This is a genomic window from Halomarina litorea, assembly GCF_024227715.1.
In the GTDB taxonomy this organism is placed as follows: Archaea; Halobacteriota; Halobacteria; order Halobacteriales; family Haloarculaceae; genus Halomarina; species Halomarina litorea.
Map to the genome: position 1 here is coordinate 1,628,034 of NZ_CP100448.1, position 17,434 is coordinate 1,645,467.

Genomic DNA, 17,434 nt, shown 5'->3' on the forward strand with positions numbered 1-17,434 from the left:
GCCTACAGCCCGACCAGCGAGCGGAGGCGGTCGAGGAACCCGCCGCCGCCCTGCGCGCGCGCCTCCTCGAACACCGGGTGGAGGGCGTTGAGGAACTCCTGTTCGTTCTCGAAGTGCTCGACGGCGGTGCGCTCCAGCGCCTCGGCGACCGTGATGGTCGCCCCGGAGGCGTTGTAGGGGACCGCCTCGTCACCCATCGCTGAACGGACCGTCGCCGCGTCCGCCGGGAACGCGACGTCGCTCTCGTCGAGGCGGGCGTCGAGTGCGGCGATACCGAACGCGATGGTGTCCGGGCCGTCGTCCATGTCGTCTGTCGGTGGGCGGACGCTCATATCCGGTGAGTAGGGCCGTCCCGGTGTAAAACCCCCGTCTCGTGACGCTTCACAACCCCTATGCCGTCGCGCGGCGTCGACTCACCCGATGACGGAGTACACCACCGTCTCTATCCCGAAGGACCTCGCCGAACGCGTCGAGGGCACCATCGAGGGGACGAGCTTCTCGAGTACCAGCGACCTCGTCCGGTTCCTCCTCCGGAGCATCGTCATCCAGCACCAGCGCTCTGGGGGCCTCTCGGAGGCGGAGTTCGAGGAGATAGCGACGCAACTCCGCGACCTCGGCTATCTGGAGTGAGGCTCAGGTGACCGACTCGACGGGCGGTTCCGCGTCGAGGACGGTCAGGTCGAGGCGCGTCCCGTACCGGTCGTACGCGACGACTTCCTCCCAGGGCGGAACGGCAACGAACACCACCTCGTGGAAGTCGTCGGTCTGTTTCAGCGTCCGCGCCCCGTCCGGGTGCGAGACGAACCGGCCCTGCGTCCGGGGGCTGGCGAGGTCCATGCCGAACACCGCCCGTACCGACCCGCCCGTGTCCGGCAGGTAGAAGTGCGTGAACACCGGCGTGTCGGACGGCACGCCGTCGAGTGGGCCGTCCTCCGACGCCGACGCGACTAGCGTCCCCGCCGGAGTGACCGAGAGGCCGATGGTGACCGACCGGGGCTCTCTGTCGCTGGCGAATCCGAGAAGCGCCTCGGCCAGTCCCGCAGTGATGTACACCACGTCGTACCGTCGCCGGGAACGGACAAGAAGCCGCCGCCTATCCTCACTGGAAAGTTTACTATGCCGTCATTAATGTGCAAATATTTATTATCGCCGGCTCTGACTGACATGACGTAATGTCCGACAGCCCACTCACACAGTACCTCGCGGAGCACCCCAAGATGACCGGCGTCCTGTTCACCATGCTGCTACTCCTCTCGCAGGCGGGGTCGGTCGCCGCCGGCGTCGGCACGGCCAACCCCGGCCCGTAATCTCCCCTCAAAGGTCGTCCAGCGACAGTTCCTCACTCCAGTGGAGGTCACCGTCGACGTACACCGGCGTCGGCCCGAGGCGTAACAACGCCGAGAGGTCCTCCTTCTCGACTGCGAACTCCCGGCTGACGTTCCCCGCGAGGAAGTTCCGGCCCACCCCGCGGAGCGCTGGCGTCGCGGTGGTGCCAAGCCCACAGAGGCGCGTCGGGTACGCTCTGAAGCGGACGGTGTAGCGCTCGCCGTCCGGTTCGACGTAGAGGATGAACGGGGTGATGGTCTCGGCCTGCGCCACCTCCACGTTCCCGTCGCCCACCACGAGGTACTGCCCGCCGACGACGCTCTCCTTGCTCGCGATGTTGAGCGCCGCCTGCACCGGGAACCCGCCGTTGAGCAGGCGGGCCATCGTCATCCCCACCGTCGTCGCCCCGGCGTTGATGACCTCGTCGAAGGTGCTGACGCCGCCGATGGCGCCCCCCTCGACGAGCGCCATCCCCTGCTCGTAGGAGCGACAGGCGTTCAGGAAGAACACGTCCACCCCCACCCGGTCGAGCGTCCGGGCGTCGAGATGACCGTCGGGACAGCGCAGTCCCTCGTCGTCGATGTGGCCGATGTAGTGCAGGAAGTCGACGTCGGACTCGAGGACGAGTCTGAGGCGGTCCGTCGAGAGGTTCCGGTAGAACGTCACGTCGAACGGGAGTTCGTCGCGCGACCCGTAGACGTCGCGTGCCGTCTCCTGCTCGGTCAGCATCTCGGGGTCGTTACAGACGACGGCGATTCCGAAGTCCGCCATCGTCGGCTCCTGGTCCAGCCGGTTGCGGTAGGCCTTCACCGTCACCTTGCTCGCCCCGACGGGGGCGTCCGCCCCGGCCCACGCCTGTTCGAGCGAGTCGACCGGCTCGGGTCGCACCAGCCGCGGCGGACACCCCGCCGTCCCGCACGACTGGTCCGGGTGCGACCCGCGCGTGTCGCGCATGAACGTCTCGATGGCCGCCGACTGCGCCTGCGCGGGCGTCAGCTCCTCGCCACGCGGCGTGCGAATCACCGCGAGGTCGTCGACGAGGAAGGGGAGCGTCTCGACGCGATCCGGCGTCGGTTCGACGTGTCCCGTCAGCTTCCACGTCGGCATGTGGGGTTCGAGCGCCTCGAACGGAGCCGTGAGGTACGTCGCGAGCTGTTCGGTCAGCGACTGGTCGTACGTCTCCGCGAGGTCGAACGGGAGGACCCCCGCGTCCTCGACGGCCCGTCGCTCGTAGAGGTCGACCGGGTAGTACCCCTCCGTGCGGACCAGACAGTCGAGGAAGAACACCTGTTTCAGCGTCCGTTCGACCACCGTCTCGAACCCCTCCGGGCCGTCGAGCGGGTGGACGAACCCCCGGTCCGTGACCACGCGGGGGCTGTCGCCAGGGACGACGTCCGCCCCGAGGTAGTACGCGAGCGGGGCGACGACGAACGCGGACTCGACCGAGGGCGGCACCTCGATGGTCACGCCGTTCTCGGGGCGTTCGAGCCCCGCCGGGACGTGGAACGCCTCGCCGAGTTCGATGGCGGGCGGGTGCCCGCGCAGGGTGGGGTACGAGCGCTCCGGGCTGACCGTCTTCAGCGCCGACCCGAGGTACGAGACGGCCCGGAGCAGGTCCTCGGGGTCCTCGGTCGTCGTGATGGTCGCGGCGGGCCGGTCGTGGTACGAGCGCGCCCCCGCGAACACCGTGGGGTCGCCCTCGAGGTCCACGGAGACCGTAGTCGCGTCGGAGGTCACCCGGAGTGGTCCCTCGACGCGGAGGTAGAGCTTGATGGGCGCGCTGAACTCGACGGTGTAGACGCCCTCCGGGAAGCGCTGTTCCTCGAAGTGGCCGATCTCCCTGACGAGGGTGCCGTCGGCGTCGCGGACGTAGGTGTCGACGAGTTGCGGGAAGACGAGGCCGTCGGTCTCCACGACTACGGCGGTGTCGACGGGGACGACGAACGGACTGCCGTCGACGACGCGCGCCGTCACTTCCGATTCGGTGTGGAGGTCACAGCGCCGTCGCTCGATGCGGTCGGTGACGCGGAGTCCCCCACCACCGGGGAGGGTGTCGATTTCGACGAAGGTCACGTGCGTCGACCCTCCCACCCGTCGCGCCTACACATTGTCACGAGTACTATTCCGATTTTTTAGATAAAAACGCTTCGGCCATTCGACACTGTCCGTTCTCACGGGTCGGCTCAGCGCAGGAACTCGCGCATCGCCTCCACGTACAGCCCCGGCGCGCGCCGCCGCGAGTTGCGGACCGTGTCCCGAATCGCGGCCGCCGCGTCGGTCATGACGCCCTCGCCGTGGCCCATCACGACCCGCTCGACGTCGTAGCCGGCGAGTTCCCGCGGCGGCAGGAGGCGGAGCATCGGGTGGACGCCCACGCGTTCGCCCGCCGTCAGGAAGTACGACGCGGTGCCGAGTGCCTCGGGGACCACGAGGGTCCCGTCCTCGGGGTGGTGGAGGTACGCCTCGCGCCAGACCGGCGAGTCCCTGAGCTTCCGGACCCGGTAGCCGGTGTCGTCGACCTCGTCTCCGAGGTCACGCACGGGCACGTCGTAGTTCGAGTCGATGCTGTCCATCCACGCCGGGCGGTGGACGGAGACGCCGTGACGGGCGGCGATATCGTTCGCGTCGCGGTTGTGCCGGTCGAGGAGGACGACGATGCCCGCGACCTCCCCCGCCTCGGCGAGCAGGTCGTCGAGACCCTCGGCGTCGACCGGGTCGACCAGCCAGACGTCGCCGTCGCTCACGAACGCGTGGCTCGCTCGTTCCATCCCCTCGTCGGGGTACGCGAGCCACCCGAACCCGCCGTCCCAGCGGTCGATTTCACGCAGCGAGGTCGCACCGGACCCTTTCAGCGACATAACAGTGGGTAGGGGCGGGCGCCGGATAAACCGTCGCGAGGGGGCAAGCGAGCGGGACCCCGGGGATGGGACGCGGGCCGGGGTGGCAGTTATGTCCCCGCCCGTGCGAGATAGCGACATGCTCACGTCGCTCGCGTGGCTCGCCCTCGAAGTCAAGTACCTCGACCCCGCTCGCGAGTTCTACGAGACCCACCTCGATCTGCCCGTCGCCCGGGAGCGCGAGGGCGAGGTGGCGTTCGCCGCGGGCGACACCGACCTCGTGTTGCGCGCGCCGGGACCCGTCCCGCGGGGCGGCCTCCACGTCCACTACGCCATGTCGACGCCCGCGGACCGCTACGACGACTGGTGGAAGCGACTGGAGGGCGACTTCGACCTCGACGAGCACACGTTCGGGAGCGCGCGCTCGCTGTACTTCTACGACTGCGAGGGCAACTGCGTCGAAATCGGCCAGTCAGACGACGGGGGTGCCGACATCACCGGCGTCTTCGAGGTGGTCCTCGAGGTCGAGGATCTCGCGCGCGCCGAACGGTTCTACAGCGCCCTCGGGATGGACGTCGTGGACCGCGGCGAGGGCCGGAAGCGCGTCAGGCTGACCGCCGGTCCCTTCGACTTCGAACTGTGGGAGCCACACCTCGGCCTCGCGGACGCCCGCGGCGGTGTCCACGTCGACCTCGGCATCGAGACGGAGGACCCGACGGGAGCGGCCGACGCGGTTCGCGGGCAGGCGCTCGCCGCGACGCCCGTCGAGGAGGGGATGCGCGTCCGCGACCCCGACGGGCACTACCTCACCTTCCTGTGAGCCTGCCCCCCGCGTCCTGTAGACTCTTTGCGGCCGGTTCCCTACGCTCGCCATGACCGACGCACCCGGCTACCGTCACGTCGTCGTCGACGACCTGCCCGACGCCCCGAACCCGACCCGTCACAAGAAGGAGGTGGACGAGGCGGTCGGCGCGAGCGAGTTCGGCTTCAACGTTATCACGGCCGCCCCCGGCGAGCGCCTCCCGTGGGGCTACCACCGCCACCCGGACCACGAGGAACTGTTCTACGTCCTCGCGGGGACCGTCGCCTTCGAGACCTCGGAGGGGACCTTCGAGGTGGGTGCCGGCGAGGCGTTCTTTGTCCCGCGGGACGCCCCGAACCGGGGCGTCGCCGTCGGCGAGGCGGCCGCGAGGGTGGTCGCGGTGGGCGCGCCCAAGGCCAGCGACGACGCGGCCATCGAGGAGGAGTGTGCGGTCTGTGGAGCGGTGACCGGCCGGGAGTTCGCGGTGGTCGACCACGAGGGCGAACGCGCCTACCAGTTGTCGTGTGCGGACTGCGGCGCGGAACTGGACCTGCTGACCGCGGGCCCGTCCGGGTCCTGACCCGGCGGTCGACTCGCCAAGGAGCCCCGGAGACTACCCGAGTCGGTCGGTGTCGATGTGGACGCCGGGCGGCGAGACGACGAGGAACTGCCGGAAGTGGACCAGTTGGCCGCCGAGGTCGCGCACCTCGCGGGCGAACCCCGAGGCGAGGTCGTTCAGGTCCCCCTCGACGGCCAGCACCAGCACCGTCCCGTCGGTGACGAGACGGACCCACTCGGAGGGGCTGGTCTCCCCGTCGAGGACGCCGAGGACGACCCGCCCGTTCGCGTCCGACTGGTCATCGATTTCTCGCTCGACCGACTGGAGGTCGAGATCGAACCCTGCCATACCTCCCTCTTCTCGCAGGGGGACAAAAACACACGCGCAATAGACATTGCAGGTCGGCCCGCGGGTGGCCCCCGAGACGCCTCAGTCTAGCCTGCGGACGCCGGGGTTCGTCACCGCGCCGTTGGCCGCCGAGTCGAACGCCTGCCCGTACTTCGCGAGGACGCCGCCCGAGTACGCCGGTTCCGGCTGTTCCCGGTCGGCGAGTCGCTCCTCGAGTTCCTCGTCGGTGAGGTCGACGTCGAGGCTCCGGTCGGGGATGTCGATGGTGACGTGGTCGCCGTCCTCCAGTGCGGCGAGGGGGCCGCCGACGAACGCCTCGGGGGCGGCGTGACCGATCATCGGCCCGCGGGTGGCCCCCGAGAAGCGTCCGTCGGTGACCATCGCCACGTCGTCCTCGTGGCCCTGCCCGACGACGGCGGCGGTGACGCCGAGCATCTCACGCATGCCGGGACCGCCGCGCGGGCCCTCGTTGCGGATGACGATGACGTCGCCCGACTCGATGCGCCCCTCCTGGACGTACTTCATGGCCGCCTCCTCGTTCTCGAAGACGCGGGCCGGTCCCTCGTGGTGGAAGGCGTCCTCGCCCGTCACCTTCAGGATGGCACCGTCGGGCGCGAGGTTGCCCTTCAGCACCTTGATGGCTCCCTCCTCGTGGAACGGGTCCGAGACGGGCCGGAGGAAGTCCACGTCGATGGACTCGTCGGCCGGCAGGTCGAGTTCGGCGAGTTCTTCGGAGACGGTGCGGCCCGTGACGGTCATCGCGTCGCCGTGGTAGAGGCCCGCCTCGACCAGTCGTCGGACGACGACGGGGACGCCGCCGACGTCGTGGAGGTCCTTCATGACGCGCGTGCCGCCGGGCTGGAGGTTGGCTATCTTGGGCGTGCGCCGCGAGATGTCGTCGAAGTCGTCGATGGAGAGGTCGATATCGGCCTCCGCCGCGAGCGCCAGCAGGTGGAGGACGGCGTTCGTCGACCCTCCCATCGCGACCTGCAGGGCGATGGCGTTCTCGAAGGACTCCCGCGTCAGGATGTCGGAGGGCTTTCGGTCGGCCTCGACGGCGTCGAGGACGAGTTCGCCCGCCCGGCGCGCCACCTCGTATCGCTCCTCGTCCTCGGCGGGCGGTGAGGCGCTGCCGAGGGGCGCGAGGCCGAGTGCCTCGCTGATGGACGCCATCGTGTTGGCGGTGAACATCCCGCCACAGGAGCCGGCGCCGGGACACGCGTGGCGTTCGAGTTCGTCCAGTTCCTCGCGGCTCATCTCGCCCTGCGCGTACGTGCCGACGCCCTCGAAGACGTTCTGGACCGTCACCTCCCGACCCCCGTGTTCGCCGGGGAGGATGGACCCGCCGTAGAGGAACACCGTCGGGAGGTCGGTCCGGATGGCGGCCATCATCATGCCGGGGAGGTTCTTGTCGCACCCGGCGACGGTGACGAGGGCGTCCATGCGTTCGCCGAAGGCGACGAGTTCGACGGAGTCGGCGATGACCTCCCGCGAGACGAGCGAGGCCTTCATCCCCTCGGTACCCATCGAGATGGCGTCCGAGATGGTGATGGTGCCGAACTCGATGGGCATCCCGCCCGCGTCGTCGACGCCCTCGATGGCCGCGTCGGCCACGTCGTCGAGGTGGACGTTACAGGGCGTGATGTCGGCGGCGGGGTTGGCGACGCCGACCATCGGCGAGGCGAGGTCCTCGTCGTCGTAGCCCATCGCCCGGAACATCGACCGGTGCGGGGCGCGTTCGGGCCCCTCGGTGACCTCCCGGCTCCGGAGGCCCTCCGCCTTCTCCGGCTTCTCGACGTCCCCGTCGGCGTCGCGATCCGCGTGCTGTTGGTTCATACCTCTCCCTCCGGGCGCGGGGACTTACCGCTACCGCCCGGGGAGAGCGTTGCGGCGGGGACGCCGGACGAACGGTCACATCGAGCGCGCGCCAGCGCATCGGGGTGGGCGTTCGTGGGGTTTCGAGGCAAAACTCTCGGTGAAAGACGACGAGTCACACACCCTTTCGTCCCGGCGTCTGGGGATGCGTATGAGGTCACCCGAACTGATATTAGGCGTTGGTGTCGGGCGGTTTTCGAGAAGCTACCGGCGGCGATGACTGTGCTAGTTTCGCCACCAGAGGTAGGTTTATTATCCTCCCCTCGTTGCGACCGAGTACAATGTCCCAAGACATCGAGGGCACGTCGACTGAGTCGGCGGGTCGAGTTCTCGCAGGGCACGTTGCGTACTGAATCCGAGTTTGACAAAGCTCGGATCTTCGACACCACCCTGCGGGACGGCGAGCAGTCACCGCGGACTTCGTTCTCGTACGACGACAAGCGCGAGATAGCCGCGCTGCTGGACGCGATGAACGTCCACGTCATCGAGGCCGGGTTCCCCGTGAACTCGGACGCCGAGTTCGCCGCCGTCCGTGATATCGCTGAGAGTACCGAGACGACCGTCTGCGGGCTGGCACGCGTCGTCGAGGAGGACGTGGAGGCCGCGCTCGATTCGGGTGTGGAGATGGTCCACGTCTTCGCCTCGACGAGCGACGTCCAACTCGAAGACTCCATGCACGCCACCCGCGAGGAGGTGGTCGAGCGGTCGGTCGAGAGCGTCCGCCGGGTCAACGAGGCCGGCGCGGAGGTCATGTTCTCGCCGATGGACGCCACGCGCACGGACGAGGACTTCCTCGTCGAAATCGTCGAAGCCGTCGACGAGGTGGGCGTGGACTGGATCAACATCCCCGACACCTGCGGGGTGGCCACCCCGACGCGCTACATGAAGCTGACCGAACTCATCGCGTCGCACACCGACGGGCGGGTGGACGTCCACACGCACGACGACTTCGGGCTGGCGAGCGCGAACGCGCTGGCCGGCTTCGAGGCCGGTGCCTCGCAGGCGCAGGTCTCCGTCAACGGCATCGGCGAACGGGCCGGCAACGCCGCCTTCGAGGAGGTCGTCATGGCCGTCGAGAGCATCTACGGCGTCGACACCGGCATCGACACCACCCGCATCACCGAACTGGCGAAACTCGTCGAGGAGAAGAGCGGCATGCCCATCCCGGCGAACAAGCCGGTCGTGGGCGCGAACGCCTTCTCCCACGAGTCCGGCATCCACGCCGCGGGCGTCATCGAGAACGCCGCCACCTTCGAACCGGGCATCATGACCCCGGAGATGGTCGGTGCCACGCGCGAACTGGTGCTGGGCAAGCACACCGGCACCCACTCGGTCCGCCAGCGCCTGCGCGACGCGGGCTACGACCCGAGCGAGGAGGCCGTACGCGCGGTCACCCGCAAGGTCAAGGACCACGGCGCGGACAAACAGCAGGTCACCGACGACGTGCTGCACGAGTTCGCGGAGAGCGTGGGCCTGGAGGCCGAACGCGAGCGAGTCACGGAGGGACGGCACTGATGGCAGTCCCCCCGCGTTCTCCACGCGACCAGCCCCTGCTGTGCGACGGACGACCCGGGGGGACCGGCGCGGGCGAAACTTGCCCGGCGGGTAACTCTTATACTCGCGGCGGCGAACGGGCGAGTGATGACGCTCACCGACGCTCCCGGCACGCCCGCCGCGAGCGTCGCGCTCGTGATTATTGTAGGGGCCGCCTAGCCCCTACACCACCTCTCCTGCCGACGGCTTCTGTATCGCGGTTCGACCGACCAGTGACACCACCAATGCGAGGAAACTCATGAGCGAGCGCGCGAGCGCGACACGCCCCGACGCGGACGCCGACGCCGAAGACGGCGCGTCCACGTCGGGCGACGACCGAGGAGAACAGCACCCGACCGATTCCGAGGAGACGGCCCGGACGGCGAGCGGCCGGCCCGTCACCACCGGGGCGCAGGCCGTCGTGGCCGCCCTCGAAGCCGCGGGCGCGAGACACGTCTTCGGCGTGCAGGGCGGGGCCATCATGCCCGTCTACGACGCCCTGTACGACGCCGACCTGACCCACGTGACGATGGCCCACGAACAGGGCGCGTCACACGCCGCGGACGCCTACGGGCAGGTCACGGGCGAGCCGGGCGTCTGCATGGCCACGTCGGGGCCGGGGGCGACCAACCTCGTCACCGGCATCGCCGACGCCAACATGGACTCGGACCCGCTCATCGCGCTGACCGGGCAGGTCCCCACGGACTTCGTCGGCAACGACGCCTTCCAGGAGACGGACACCATCGGCGTCACCCGACCCATCACGAAGGCCAACTACTTCGCCAGCGAGTCCACCACCGTCGGCGACACCGTCGGCGAGGCGTTCGCGCTGGCGGGTGCGGGCCGGCCGGGACCGACGCTGGTCGACCTCCCGAAGGACGTGACGAACGCCGAGACCGACCGCGGCCCGGAGGAGGGGGCACTCCCCGAGTACTACGAGGTTCCCGAGGGGGCGAACGAGTCGGCCGTCGAGGCCGCCGCGACCGCCCTCGCGCGCGCCGAGAAGCCCCTCATCCTATCGGGCGGCGGCGTGACGAAGGGCGACGCGAGCGAGCAACTGCGCGCGTTCGCCATCGACCACGGCATCCCCGTCGTCACGACCATGCCCGGCATCGGGACGTTCCCCGAGGACCACGACCTGTCTCTGTCGTGGGCCGGGATGCACGGCACCGGCTACGCCAACATGGCCATCTCGCACACCGACTGCCTGCTGGCGGTCGGGACGCGGTTCGACGACCGACTGACCGGCGGCATCGAGACGTTCGCACCCGACGCGGCGGTCATCCACGTGGACATCGACGCGGCGGAGATATCGAAGAACGTCCACGCGGACTACCCCCTCATCGGGGACGCGGGCACGATCCTCGACCAGTTGGCGGAGACGATGCCCGCCGCCTTCGAGGCCGTCGGCACCGGCAGCGACTCCTACGAGGAGTGGCGCGAGCAGTGCGCGTCCTGGAAGGAAGAGTACCCGATGGACTACGCGACGCCGGACGACCAGCCGGTGAAACCGCAGTTCGTCGTGGAGGCGCTGGACGAACTGACGCCCGACGACACCATCGTCACCTCCGGCGTCGGCCAGCACCAGATGTGGGCCTCCCAGTACTGGACGTTCCGCCACCCGCGGACGTGGATTTCGAGCCACGGGCTGGGGACGATGGGCTACGGCCTGCCCGCCGCAATCGGCGCGAAGATGGCCGCCCCCGACAGGGACGTGGTCTGCTTCGACGGCGACGGCAGTTTCCTCATGACGCTGCAGGAACTCTCCGTCGCGGTCCGCGAGGACCTCGACGTCACCGTCGTCGTCCTGAACAACGAGGCCATCGGGATGGTCCGCCAGTGGCAGGACGCCTTCTTCGACGAGCGACGGATGGCGTCGATGTACGGGTGGATGCCTGACTTCGCCCAACTCGCCGAGGCGTTCGGCGCGCGCGGGTTCACCCTGCGCGAGTACGACGACGTGGCCGACACCCTGCAGGCGGCCATCGACTACGACGGTCCCTCCGTGGTCGACGCCCACATCGACCCCGACGAGAACGTCTACCCGATGGTGCCCAGCGGCGGCGACAACAGCCAGTTCGCCCTCTCGGAGGACCAGCTATGAGTTCGGACTCCGAGGGCGACGGAGAGCGGAGTACGGACCCCGACTCGGTCCCCCGCAAGGGACTGCAGGGTCCCCGTCCCGGGGAACGGACCCGCCCGCACGGGCGGCGGTCCGGACAGGGAATCCGCATCGACCCGCAGGCAGAGGCGACCCACCAGCCCCGGCGGACGGCCATCTCGGCGCTCGTGAAGAACGAACCCGGCGTGCTGGCGGAGGTGTCCGGCCTCGTCAGTCGGCGACAGTTCAACATCGAGTCGCTGACCGTCGGGCCGACGACCAACCCCGAGACGTCGCGCATCACGCTGGTCATCGAGGAACCCGACCCTGGCGTCCGGCAGGTCGAACGCCAGTTGGAGAAGCTCCTGCCGGTCATCTCGGTGCGCGAACTGGGGACCGACGCGGTGCGGCGCGAACTCGTCGTGTTGAAGGTCCACGGGGACCGACCCGACGAGGTCAACGCCATCACGCAGATGTACGACGGCCGGACGCTCGACGCCGGGCCTCGGACCATCACCGTCGAGATAACCGGCGACGAACAGAAGATCGACGACGCCATCGACGCGTTCCGCCAGTTCGGCATCCGCGAACTCGCCCGGACGGGCCAGACGGCCCTCGCGCGCGGCGACGAGTGGACGACCCACGCCGAGGAGGAACGCTACGAGCAGTTGCGCAGCGAGACCGACCCGACACCGACCACAGCGGACGACTGAGACTCAGATGACAGACGCAACCATCTACTACGACGACGACGCGGAGCACGGATACATCGCGGAGAAGACGGTAGCCGTCCTCGGCTACGGGAGCCAGGGCCACGCCCACGCCCAGAACCTCGCCGACAGCGGGGTCGAGGTCATCGTGGGTCTGCGCGAGGACTCTTCCTCGCGCGAGGCCGCACAGGCCGACGGCCTGCGCGTGGCGACGGCCGCAGAGGCCGCCGCGGAAGCCGAGATTATCTCGGTACTGGTGCCCGACACCGTCCAGCCGGCGGTGTACGAGGAGATAGCGCCCCACCTCGACCCCGGCGACACCCTGCAGTTCGCCCACGGGTTCAACATCCACTACGGCCAGATCGAACCGCCAGAGGACGTGGACGTGACGATGGTCGCGCCCAAGTCGCCGGGCCACCTCGTCCGCCGGAACTTCGAGAACGACGAGGGGACGCCCGGCCTGCTCGCCATCTACCAGGACGCGACGGGCGAGGCGAAGAAAGAGGGTCTCGCGTACGCGAAGGCCATCGGCTGTACCCGCGCGGGCGTCGTCGAGACGTCGTTCCGCGAGGAGACCGAGACCGACCTGTTCGGCGAACAGGCCGTCCTCTGTGGCGGCGTCACCGAACTCATCAAGGCCGGATACGAGACGCTCGTGGACGCCGGCTACTCGCCGGAGATGGCCTACTTCGAGTGCCTCAACGAGATGAAGCTCATCGTCGACCTGATGTACGAGGGTGGGCTGGGCGGGATGTGGGACTCGGTGTCCGACACGGCCGAGTACGGCGGGCTGACCCGCGGCGAGCGAATCGTCGACGACCACGCCCGCGAGAACATGAAGGAGGTGCTGGAGGAGGTCCAGAACGGCGAGTTCGCCCGCGAGTGGATTCTGGAGAACCAGGCGGGACGCCCCGGCTACAACCAGCGCCACGCCGCCGAGGCGAACCACGACATCGAGGCGGTCGGCGAGGACCTGCGCGCGCTGTTCGCGTGGGGCGACGACGACTCGGAGCGAGAACAGGAAGCGGAAGCACCAGCGGACGACTGAACCAATGACAGACGACACACGGCGGAACGGACGCGACGATGAGTACCGACCGACGCTCGGCGAGATGAGCCACACCAACCCGCAGACCGGCGAGAGCTTCGGCGACGCGATGGTGTACCGCCGCGGGCCGACGGTGGCCGCGGACGGCGGCGAGGCGGAGGCCGTCCCCGCCGACGCCGAGGAGGCAGCCGAGAGTGACCAGTTGAAGGACGTCGACCACACCCCCGCCCGCGGCGACGTGGACGTGAACCGCGTCCACGAACGCGGCGGGGAGGCGACCACCGGAGACGACGTAGAGGAATGAGCGAGGGGACGCTGTACGACAAGGTGTGGGAGCGCCACCGGGTGCGGACCCTGCCGAGCGGGCAGGACCAGCTGTTCGTGGGACTTCACCTCATCCACGAGGTGACCAGCCCGCAGGCGTTCGGGATGCTGCGCGAACGCCGACTGGAGGTGGCCCGCCCGGACCTGACGCACGCGACGGTGGACCACATCGTCCCGACGTCGAGCAAGGAGCGGCCGTACTCGGACGACGCCGCCGAGGACATGATGGGCGAACTGGAGGAGAACGTCCGCGAGGCGGGCGTCGAGTTCGACTCGCCCGAGACGGGAAATCAGGGCATCGTCCACGTCATCGGGCCGGAACAGGGGCTGACGCAACCGGGCAAGACCATCGTCTGCGGGGACTCCCACACGGCGACCCACGGCGCGTTCGGGGCGCTCGCCTTCGGCATCGGCACCTCCCAGATTCGGGACGTGCTCGCCACCCAGACCATCGCGATGGAGAAGAAGGCCGTCCGTCGCATCGAGGTCACCGGCGAACTCGGCGAGGGTGTCACCGCGAAGGACGTCATCCTGACCATCATCCGCGAACTGGGCACCGACGGCGGCGTCGGCTACGTCTACGAGTACGCGGGCGAGGCCATCGAGTCACTGGACATGGAGGGGCGGATGAGCATCTGCAACATGTCCATCGAGGGTGGGGCGCGCGCGGGCTACGTCAACCCCGACGAAACCACCTACGAGTGGCTCCGCGAGACGGACGAGTTCACGGACAGCGAGGAGCAGAGCTCCTCTGGCAGCCGGACGAAGTCCGGCGACGACCCGGAACGGTTCGAGGAACTGAAGGAGTACTGGGAGTCCATCCGGTCGGACGAGGACGCCGAGTACGACGACGTGGTCACCATCGACGGGTCGGCCATCGAACCCGTCGTCACGTGGGGCACCACACCGGGACAGGGCATCGGCATCTCCGAGCCGATTCCGCACCCGGAGGACCTCGCCGAGGACAAACAGGACACCGCACGGCGCGCGCAGGAACACATGCGCGTCGAACCCGGCGAGACGATGGCGGGCTACCCCATCGACGTCGCCTTCCTCGGCTCGTGTACGAACGCGCGACTGTCCGACCTCCGCGCCGCGGCCGAAGTCGTCGAGGGACGACAGGTCCACGAGAGCGTGCGCGCGATGGTCGTCCCCGGAAGCCAGCGCGTGAAGGCCGCCGCCGAGGCGGAGGGCCTCGACGAGATATTCCGCGAGGCGGGCTTCGACTGGCGCGGTGCGGGCTGTTCGATGTGTCTCGGCATGAACGAGGACCAACTGGTCGGCGACGAGGCCTGCGCCTCCTCGTCGAACCGCAACTTCGTCGGTCGGCAGGGGAGCAAGGAGGGGAGAACCGTACTCATGAGCCCGAAGATGGTCGCCGCCGCCGCCGTCACCGGCGAGGTGACGGACGTGCGCGACCTGCCCGAGACGACGGAGGTGACCGGCCGATGAGCGAGAAGGAGGTCCCCCCAATCGAGGAGGTCAGCGGCACGGGCATCCCCGTCCGGGGCAACGACATCGACACGGACCAGATCGTCCCGGCGCGGTTCCTGAAGGTCCTCACCTTCGAGGGCCTCGGGAAGGCCGCGTTCTTCGACCAGCGCTTCGACGACGACGACGAACCGAAAGACCACCCGTTCAACGACGAACGCTACAGCGGCGCGAACGTCCTCGTCGTCAACGCCAACTTCGGCTGTGGTTCCTCGCGGGAACACGCCCCGCAGGCGCTCAAGCGCTGGGGCATCGACGCCATCGTCGGCGAGTCGTTCGCCGAAATCTTCGCGGGCAACTGCCTCGCACTCGGCGTCCCCACCGTCACCGCCTCGCCGGAGGCCGTCGGCGCGTTGCAGGCGCACATCGAGTCGGAGCCCGCCACTGAGATTCACGTCGACGTCGAGGGCGAGACGGTCACCTACGACGGCAACGCCGTGGACGTCTCGGTCGACCCCGCCCAGCGCCAGTCGCTGGTCGACGGCGAGTGGGACACGACGGCGCTCCTCGGGGCGAATCCGGAGGAGGTACGGGCGACGGCCGAGAGCCTGCCGTACGTCGGGAGTGCGGACCGATGACCGGGGGCCACGACATCGCCGTCGTCCCCGGCGACGGCATCGGGCAGGAGGTCACGCCCGCCGCCGTCGAGGTCCTCGAGGCCCTCGACCTCCCGCTCTCGTTCGTCGAACGGGCGGCGGGCGACCACGTCCTCGAATCGCGGGGGACGGCGCTCCCCGACGGCACCCGCGAGACGGTCGAGCGCGCGGACGCGACGCTGTTCGGCGCGGCGGGCGAGACGGCCGCGGACGTCATCCTCCCGCTCCGGCGGGCGGTCGACAGTTTCGCGAACGTCCGCCCCGCCCGCGCGTACCCCGGCGTGGACGCCCTCAAACCCGAGACGGACCTCGTGTTCGTCCGAGAGAACACCGAGGGCGTCTACGCCGGCATCGAGAGCGAGATAGCGGAGGGCGTCACCACCTGCACGCGCGTCGTCACCGAGGCGGCCTCCCGCCGCATCGCGGAGTTCGGCTTCGACTACGCCGAGGAGCGCGGCTACGACGTGACCGTCGCCCACAAGTCGAACGTGATGCGCGTCACGGACGGCCAGTTCCTCGACGCGGTCCGCGCCGTGGGCGACGCCCGCGGCGCGGAGTACGACGAGGCGCTGATGGACGCCCTCGCGATGCACCTCGTCCTCCGTCCCGAGGAGTACGGCGTCGTCATCTGTCCGAACCTCGCCGGCGACATGCTCTCGGACCTCGCGGCCGGCCTCGTCGGCGGCCTCGGCCTCCTGCCGAGCGCCAACGTCGGTAGCGAGAACGCGCTGTTCGAGCCCGTCCACGGGTCGGCCCCCGACATCGCCGGGCAGGGCGTCGCCAACCCCAGCGCGATGGTTCTGAGCGCGGCGCTGCTGCTCGACCACCTCGACTACCCCGCCGAGGCCGACCGGGTGCGCGAGGCAGTCGAGGGCGTCCTCGCGGACGGCCCGCGGACGCCCGACCTGGGCGGTGAGGCGTCCACCGAGGACGTGACGAGCGCCGTCGTCGAGCGACTGTAATCACTTCCCGCCGGCTCGTTTCCCGTCCGGTCCGTTCACTCGACGAGCGTCCACGCCCCGTACGCCGCCGGGGCCGCGATTCCGACGACCATGAGGAGTCCGGCGGCGCCGCGTCGAGTGGGACGTCTCGACTGAGTACGGAGAACCCGCCGAATAGCACCAGCAGGATACCCGCGAGGAGAACGTCGGTCGTGTCCATGCGGCGACTGGTCCGCGTTCTTATTTCAACGTTCGCGTCAGTCCGACAGCTCCGGCTGGAGGCGGGCGGCGAGGTAGCCGCCCAGACCGACCGGAATCGCCCCGACGAGGAGGTAGCTCCCGACGTCGCTCGGCTCGCCGCTGCTCAGCACGGCGAGGAACCCACCGACGACGGCCAGCAGGAGGCCGACCAGCAACCAGTCGGTGGCGCTCACTTCTCCAGGGGGTCGGCGTCGGCCCCTTCAGCCTCCTTCGACGTACGTGCCGCCTCGCATATCTCCGCCCACCGCCCGTTATCCTCCAGACGCGCCTGGAGCATGTCGGTGTACTCGGCGACGAGTGCCTCCGCGGCCTGTACCTTCGACTCGTCGAACTTCGAGTCGTCGCCGCCCATCCCGAGGGCGTTCTTGAGAGAGCCGAGGACGCCGCTCGACTGCTTCTTCGACCCGCCGCCCATCGGGTTCTCGTTGGCGATGCGCTCCAGTTCCGGGACGATCGCGGGGAGGTTCTCGGTGTCCCCGACGAGGCGGGCGCTCTCGGGGTCCTCGGGGTTCTCGATGTCGAACTCCACGGCGGTCATGACGAGACCCCACTCCTGTCGCTCGAACTCCGACTGCCCGAGTCGCTCCTCGAACTCGCGGTCGACCGCCATGCGCGTGCCCACGATGCGGTCGGTCCAGTTCCGTGACATGGGTGACGGTTCGGGTGGCTGGCCGTTAAACTA

General features: G+C 69.3%; 20 protein-coding genes. 12 read left to right on the forward strand and 8 right to left on the reverse strand.

All coding sequences use genetic code 11. The features are described from left to right. Positions 1 to 2 precede the first annotated feature (2 nt). Positions 3 to 332 carry a DUF5789 family protein gene (locus NKG96_RS08840; RefSeq protein ID WP_254534563.1) on the reverse strand — a complete coding sequence of 110 codons (330 nt, stop codon included), beginning with the start codon at positions 330 to 332 and terminating at the stop codon, positions 3 to 5. 88 nt (positions 333 to 420) lie between these two features. On the opposite strand from NKG96_RS08840, the gene NKG96_RS08845 reads away from it, so the two are divergent. Continuing rightward, complete coding sequence (locus NKG96_RS08845) at positions 421 to 630, forward strand: ribbon-helix-helix domain-containing protein (RefSeq protein WP_254534564.1); 210 nt, start codon at positions 421 to 423, stop codon at positions 628 to 630. Between the two features lie 3 nt (positions 631 to 633). On the opposite strand, the gene NKG96_RS08850 is transcribed toward NKG96_RS08845, so the two are convergent. Continuing rightward, the gene (locus NKG96_RS08850; protein WP_254534565.1) at positions 634 to 1,056 is read right to left on the reverse strand and encodes a JAB/MPN domain protein-containing protein; all 423 of its coding nucleotides are present in this window, start codon (positions 1,054 to 1,056) and stop codon (positions 634 to 636) included. A 116-nt stretch (positions 1,057 to 1,172) separates the two neighbouring features. On the opposite strand from NKG96_RS08850, the gene NKG96_RS20890 reads away from it, so the two are divergent. Continuing rightward, entirely contained in the window at positions 1,173 to 1,307 is a 135-nt protein-coding gene (locus tag NKG96_RS20890) for a DUF7503 family protein (protein WP_256558078.1), read from the forward strand. Between the two features lie 7 nt (positions 1,308 to 1,314). On the opposite strand, the gene NKG96_RS08855 is transcribed toward NKG96_RS20890, so the two are convergent. Both NKG96_RS08855 and NKG96_RS08860 read right to left on the reverse strand, forming a co-directional pair. Then, positions 1,315 to 3,399 (reverse strand): hypothetical protein, encoded by a 2,085-nt coding sequence (locus tag NKG96_RS08855; protein WP_254534566.1) that lies wholly within the window; start codon positions 3,397 to 3,399, stop codon positions 1,315 to 1,317. Between the two features lie 110 nt (positions 3,400 to 3,509). Then, positions 3,510 to 4,184: a hypothetical protein gene (locus NKG96_RS08860; protein WP_254534567.1), complete on the reverse strand. Its 675-nt coding sequence runs from the start codon at positions 4,182 to 4,184 to the stop codon at positions 3,510 to 3,512. A 118-nt stretch (positions 4,185 to 4,302) separates the two neighbouring features. On the opposite strand from NKG96_RS08860, the gene NKG96_RS08865 reads away from it, so the two are divergent. Further along, on the forward strand, positions 4,303 to 4,983 hold the full coding sequence (locus NKG96_RS08865) for a VOC family protein (RefSeq protein ID WP_254534568.1): 681 nt from the start codon (positions 4,303 to 4,305) through the stop codon (positions 4,981 to 4,983). A gap of 52 nt (positions 4,984 to 5,035) precedes the next feature. Next, complete coding sequence (locus tag NKG96_RS08870; RefSeq protein ID WP_254534569.1) at positions 5,036 to 5,545, forward strand: cupin domain-containing protein; 510 nt, start codon at positions 5,036 to 5,038, stop codon at positions 5,543 to 5,545. 33 nt (positions 5,546 to 5,578) lie between these two features. Here the strand turns inward: NKG96_RS08870 and NKG96_RS08875 are convergent, their stop codons facing one another. Beyond that, positions 5,579 to 5,872 (reverse strand): DUF5779 family protein, encoded by a 294-nt coding sequence (locus tag NKG96_RS08875; protein WP_254534570.1) that lies wholly within the window; start codon positions 5,870 to 5,872, stop codon positions 5,579 to 5,581. A gap of 81 nt (positions 5,873 to 5,953) precedes the next feature. Further along, complete coding sequence (gene ilvD / locus NKG96_RS08880) at positions 5,954 to 7,708, reverse strand: dihydroxy-acid dehydratase (RefSeq protein WP_254534571.1); 1,755 nt, start codon at positions 7,706 to 7,708, stop codon at positions 5,954 to 5,956. A 255-nt stretch (positions 7,709 to 7,963) separates the two neighbouring features. Here ilvD and NKG96_RS08885 point away from each other — a divergent pair, with 255 nt between their 5' ends. The 8 genes from NKG96_RS08885 (at position 7,964) to NKG96_RS08920 (ending at position 16,512) form a co-directional block, all read left to right on the forward strand. After that, positions 7,964 to 9,262 carry a LeuA family protein gene (locus NKG96_RS08885; RefSeq protein WP_368409243.1) on the forward strand — a complete coding sequence of 433 codons (1,299 nt, stop codon included), beginning with the start codon at positions 7,964 to 7,966 and terminating at the stop codon, positions 9,260 to 9,262. Between the two features lie 277 nt (positions 9,263 to 9,539). Next, on the forward strand, positions 9,540 to 11,384 hold the full coding sequence (ilvB, locus tag NKG96_RS08890; RefSeq protein ID WP_254534573.1) for a biosynthetic-type acetolactate synthase large subunit: 1,845 nt from the start codon (positions 9,540 to 9,542) through the stop codon (positions 11,382 to 11,384). Next, on the forward strand, positions 11,381 to 12,094 hold the full coding sequence (gene ilvN / locus NKG96_RS08895) for an acetolactate synthase small subunit (RefSeq protein WP_254534574.1): 714 nt from the start codon (positions 11,381 to 11,383) through the stop codon (positions 12,092 to 12,094). The genes ilvB and ilvN overlap by 4 nt, the downstream gene beginning before the upstream one ends. 7 nt (positions 12,095 to 12,101) lie before the next feature. Next, positions 12,102 to 13,139, forward strand: coding sequence for a ketol-acid reductoisomerase (gene ilvC, locus NKG96_RS08900; protein ID WP_254534575.1), 1,038 nt, complete (start codon positions 12,102 to 12,104; stop codon positions 13,137 to 13,139). A gap of 4 nt (positions 13,140 to 13,143) precedes the next feature. Next, complete coding sequence (locus tag NKG96_RS08905; RefSeq protein ID WP_254534576.1) at positions 13,144 to 13,443, forward strand: DUF7989 family protein; 300 nt, start codon at positions 13,144 to 13,146, stop codon at positions 13,441 to 13,443. Beyond that, positions 13,440 to 14,915: a 3-isopropylmalate dehydratase large subunit gene (leuC, locus tag NKG96_RS08910; RefSeq protein ID WP_254534577.1), complete on the forward strand. Its 1,476-nt coding sequence runs from the start codon at positions 13,440 to 13,442 to the stop codon at positions 14,913 to 14,915. Before NKG96_RS08905 ends, leuC begins: the two co-directional genes overlap by 4 nt. Continuing rightward, the gene (gene leuD, locus NKG96_RS08915) at positions 14,912 to 15,532 is read left to right on the forward strand and encodes a 3-isopropylmalate dehydratase small subunit (protein ID WP_254534578.1); all 621 of its coding nucleotides are present in this window, start codon (positions 14,912 to 14,914) and stop codon (positions 15,530 to 15,532) included. The genes leuC and leuD overlap by 4 nt, the downstream gene beginning before the upstream one ends. Further along, the gene (locus NKG96_RS08920; RefSeq protein WP_254534579.1) at positions 15,529 to 16,512 is read left to right on the forward strand and encodes an isocitrate/isopropylmalate dehydrogenase family protein; all 984 of its coding nucleotides are present in this window, start codon (positions 15,529 to 15,531) and stop codon (positions 16,510 to 16,512) included. The genes leuD and NKG96_RS08920 overlap by 4 nt, the downstream gene beginning before the upstream one ends. A 236-nt stretch (positions 16,513 to 16,748) precedes the next feature. On the opposite strand, the gene NKG96_RS08925 is transcribed toward NKG96_RS08920, so the two are convergent. Both NKG96_RS08925 and NKG96_RS08930 read right to left on the reverse strand, forming a co-directional pair. After that, positions 16,749 to 16,925, reverse strand: a complete 177-nt coding sequence (locus NKG96_RS08925; RefSeq protein ID WP_254534580.1) for a hypothetical protein — start codon at positions 16,923 to 16,925, stop codon at positions 16,749 to 16,751. Next, positions 16,922 to 17,401 (reverse strand): DUF5799 family protein, encoded by a 480-nt coding sequence (locus NKG96_RS08930; protein ID WP_254534581.1) that lies wholly within the window; start codon positions 17,399 to 17,401, stop codon positions 16,922 to 16,924. The genes NKG96_RS08925 and NKG96_RS08930 overlap by 4 nt, the downstream gene beginning before the upstream one ends. Between the last annotated feature and the right edge of the window lie 33 nt (positions 17,402 to 17,434).

What these genes read in the sequence shown, in the direction of transcription:
- NKG96_RS08905 (WP_254534576.1), top strand. Translation starts at nt 13,144, where the DNA reads ATGACAGACGACACACGGCGGAACGGACGCGACGATGAGTACCGACCG.
- NKG96_RS08875 (WP_254534570.1), bottom strand. Translation starts at nt 5,872, where the DNA reads ATGGCAGGGTTCGATCTCGACCTCCAGTCGGTCGAGCGAGAAATCGAT.
- ilvN (WP_254534574.1), top strand. Translation starts at nt 11,381, where the DNA reads ATGAGTTCGGACTCCGAGGGCGACGGAGAGCGGAGTACGGACCCCGAC.
- ilvB (WP_254534573.1), top strand. Translation starts at nt 9,540, where the DNA reads ATGAGCGAGCGCGCGAGCGCGACACGCCCCGACGCGGACGCCGACGCC.
- ilvD (WP_254534571.1), bottom strand. Translation starts at nt 7,708, where the DNA reads ATGAACCAACAGCACGCGGATCGCGACGCCGACGGGGACGTCGAGAAG.
- NKG96_RS08865 (WP_254534568.1), top strand. Translation starts at nt 4,303, where the DNA reads ATGCTCACGTCGCTCGCGTGGCTCGCCCTCGAAGTCAAGTACCTCGAC.
- NKG96_RS20890 (WP_256558078.1), top strand. Translation starts at nt 1,173, where the DNA reads ATGTCCGACAGCCCACTCACACAGTACCTCGCGGAGCACCCCAAGATG.
- NKG96_RS08870 (WP_254534569.1), top strand. Translation starts at nt 5,036, where the DNA reads ATGACCGACGCACCCGGCTACCGTCACGTCGTCGTCGACGACCTGCCC.
- NKG96_RS08930 (WP_254534581.1), bottom strand. Translation starts at nt 17,401, where the DNA reads ATGTCACGGAACTGGACCGACCGCATCGTGGGCACGCGCATGGCGGTC.
- NKG96_RS08840 (WP_254534563.1), bottom strand. Translation starts at nt 332, where the DNA reads ATGAGCGTCCGCCCACCGACAGACGACATGGACGACGGCCCGGACACC.
- NKG96_RS08885 (WP_368409243.1), top strand. Translation starts at nt 7,964, where the DNA reads ATGACTGTGCTAGTTTCGCCACCAGAGGTAGGTTTATTATCCTCCCCT.
- leuC (WP_254534577.1), top strand. Translation starts at nt 13,440, where the DNA reads ATGAGCGAGGGGACGCTGTACGACAAGGTGTGGGAGCGCCACCGGGTG.
- ilvC (WP_254534575.1), top strand. Translation starts at nt 12,102, where the DNA reads ATGACAGACGCAACCATCTACTACGACGACGACGCGGAGCACGGATAC.
- leuD (WP_254534578.1), top strand. Translation starts at nt 14,912, where the DNA reads ATGAGCGAGAAGGAGGTCCCCCCAATCGAGGAGGTCAGCGGCACGGGC.
- NKG96_RS08920 (WP_254534579.1), top strand. Translation starts at nt 15,529, where the DNA reads ATGACCGGGGGCCACGACATCGCCGTCGTCCCCGGCGACGGCATCGGG.
- NKG96_RS08845 (WP_254534564.1), top strand. Translation starts at nt 421, where the DNA reads ATGACGGAGTACACCACCGTCTCTATCCCGAAGGACCTCGCCGAACGC.
- NKG96_RS08860 (WP_254534567.1), bottom strand. Translation starts at nt 4,184, where the DNA reads ATGTCGCTGAAAGGGTCCGGTGCGACCTCGCTGCGTGAAATCGACCGC.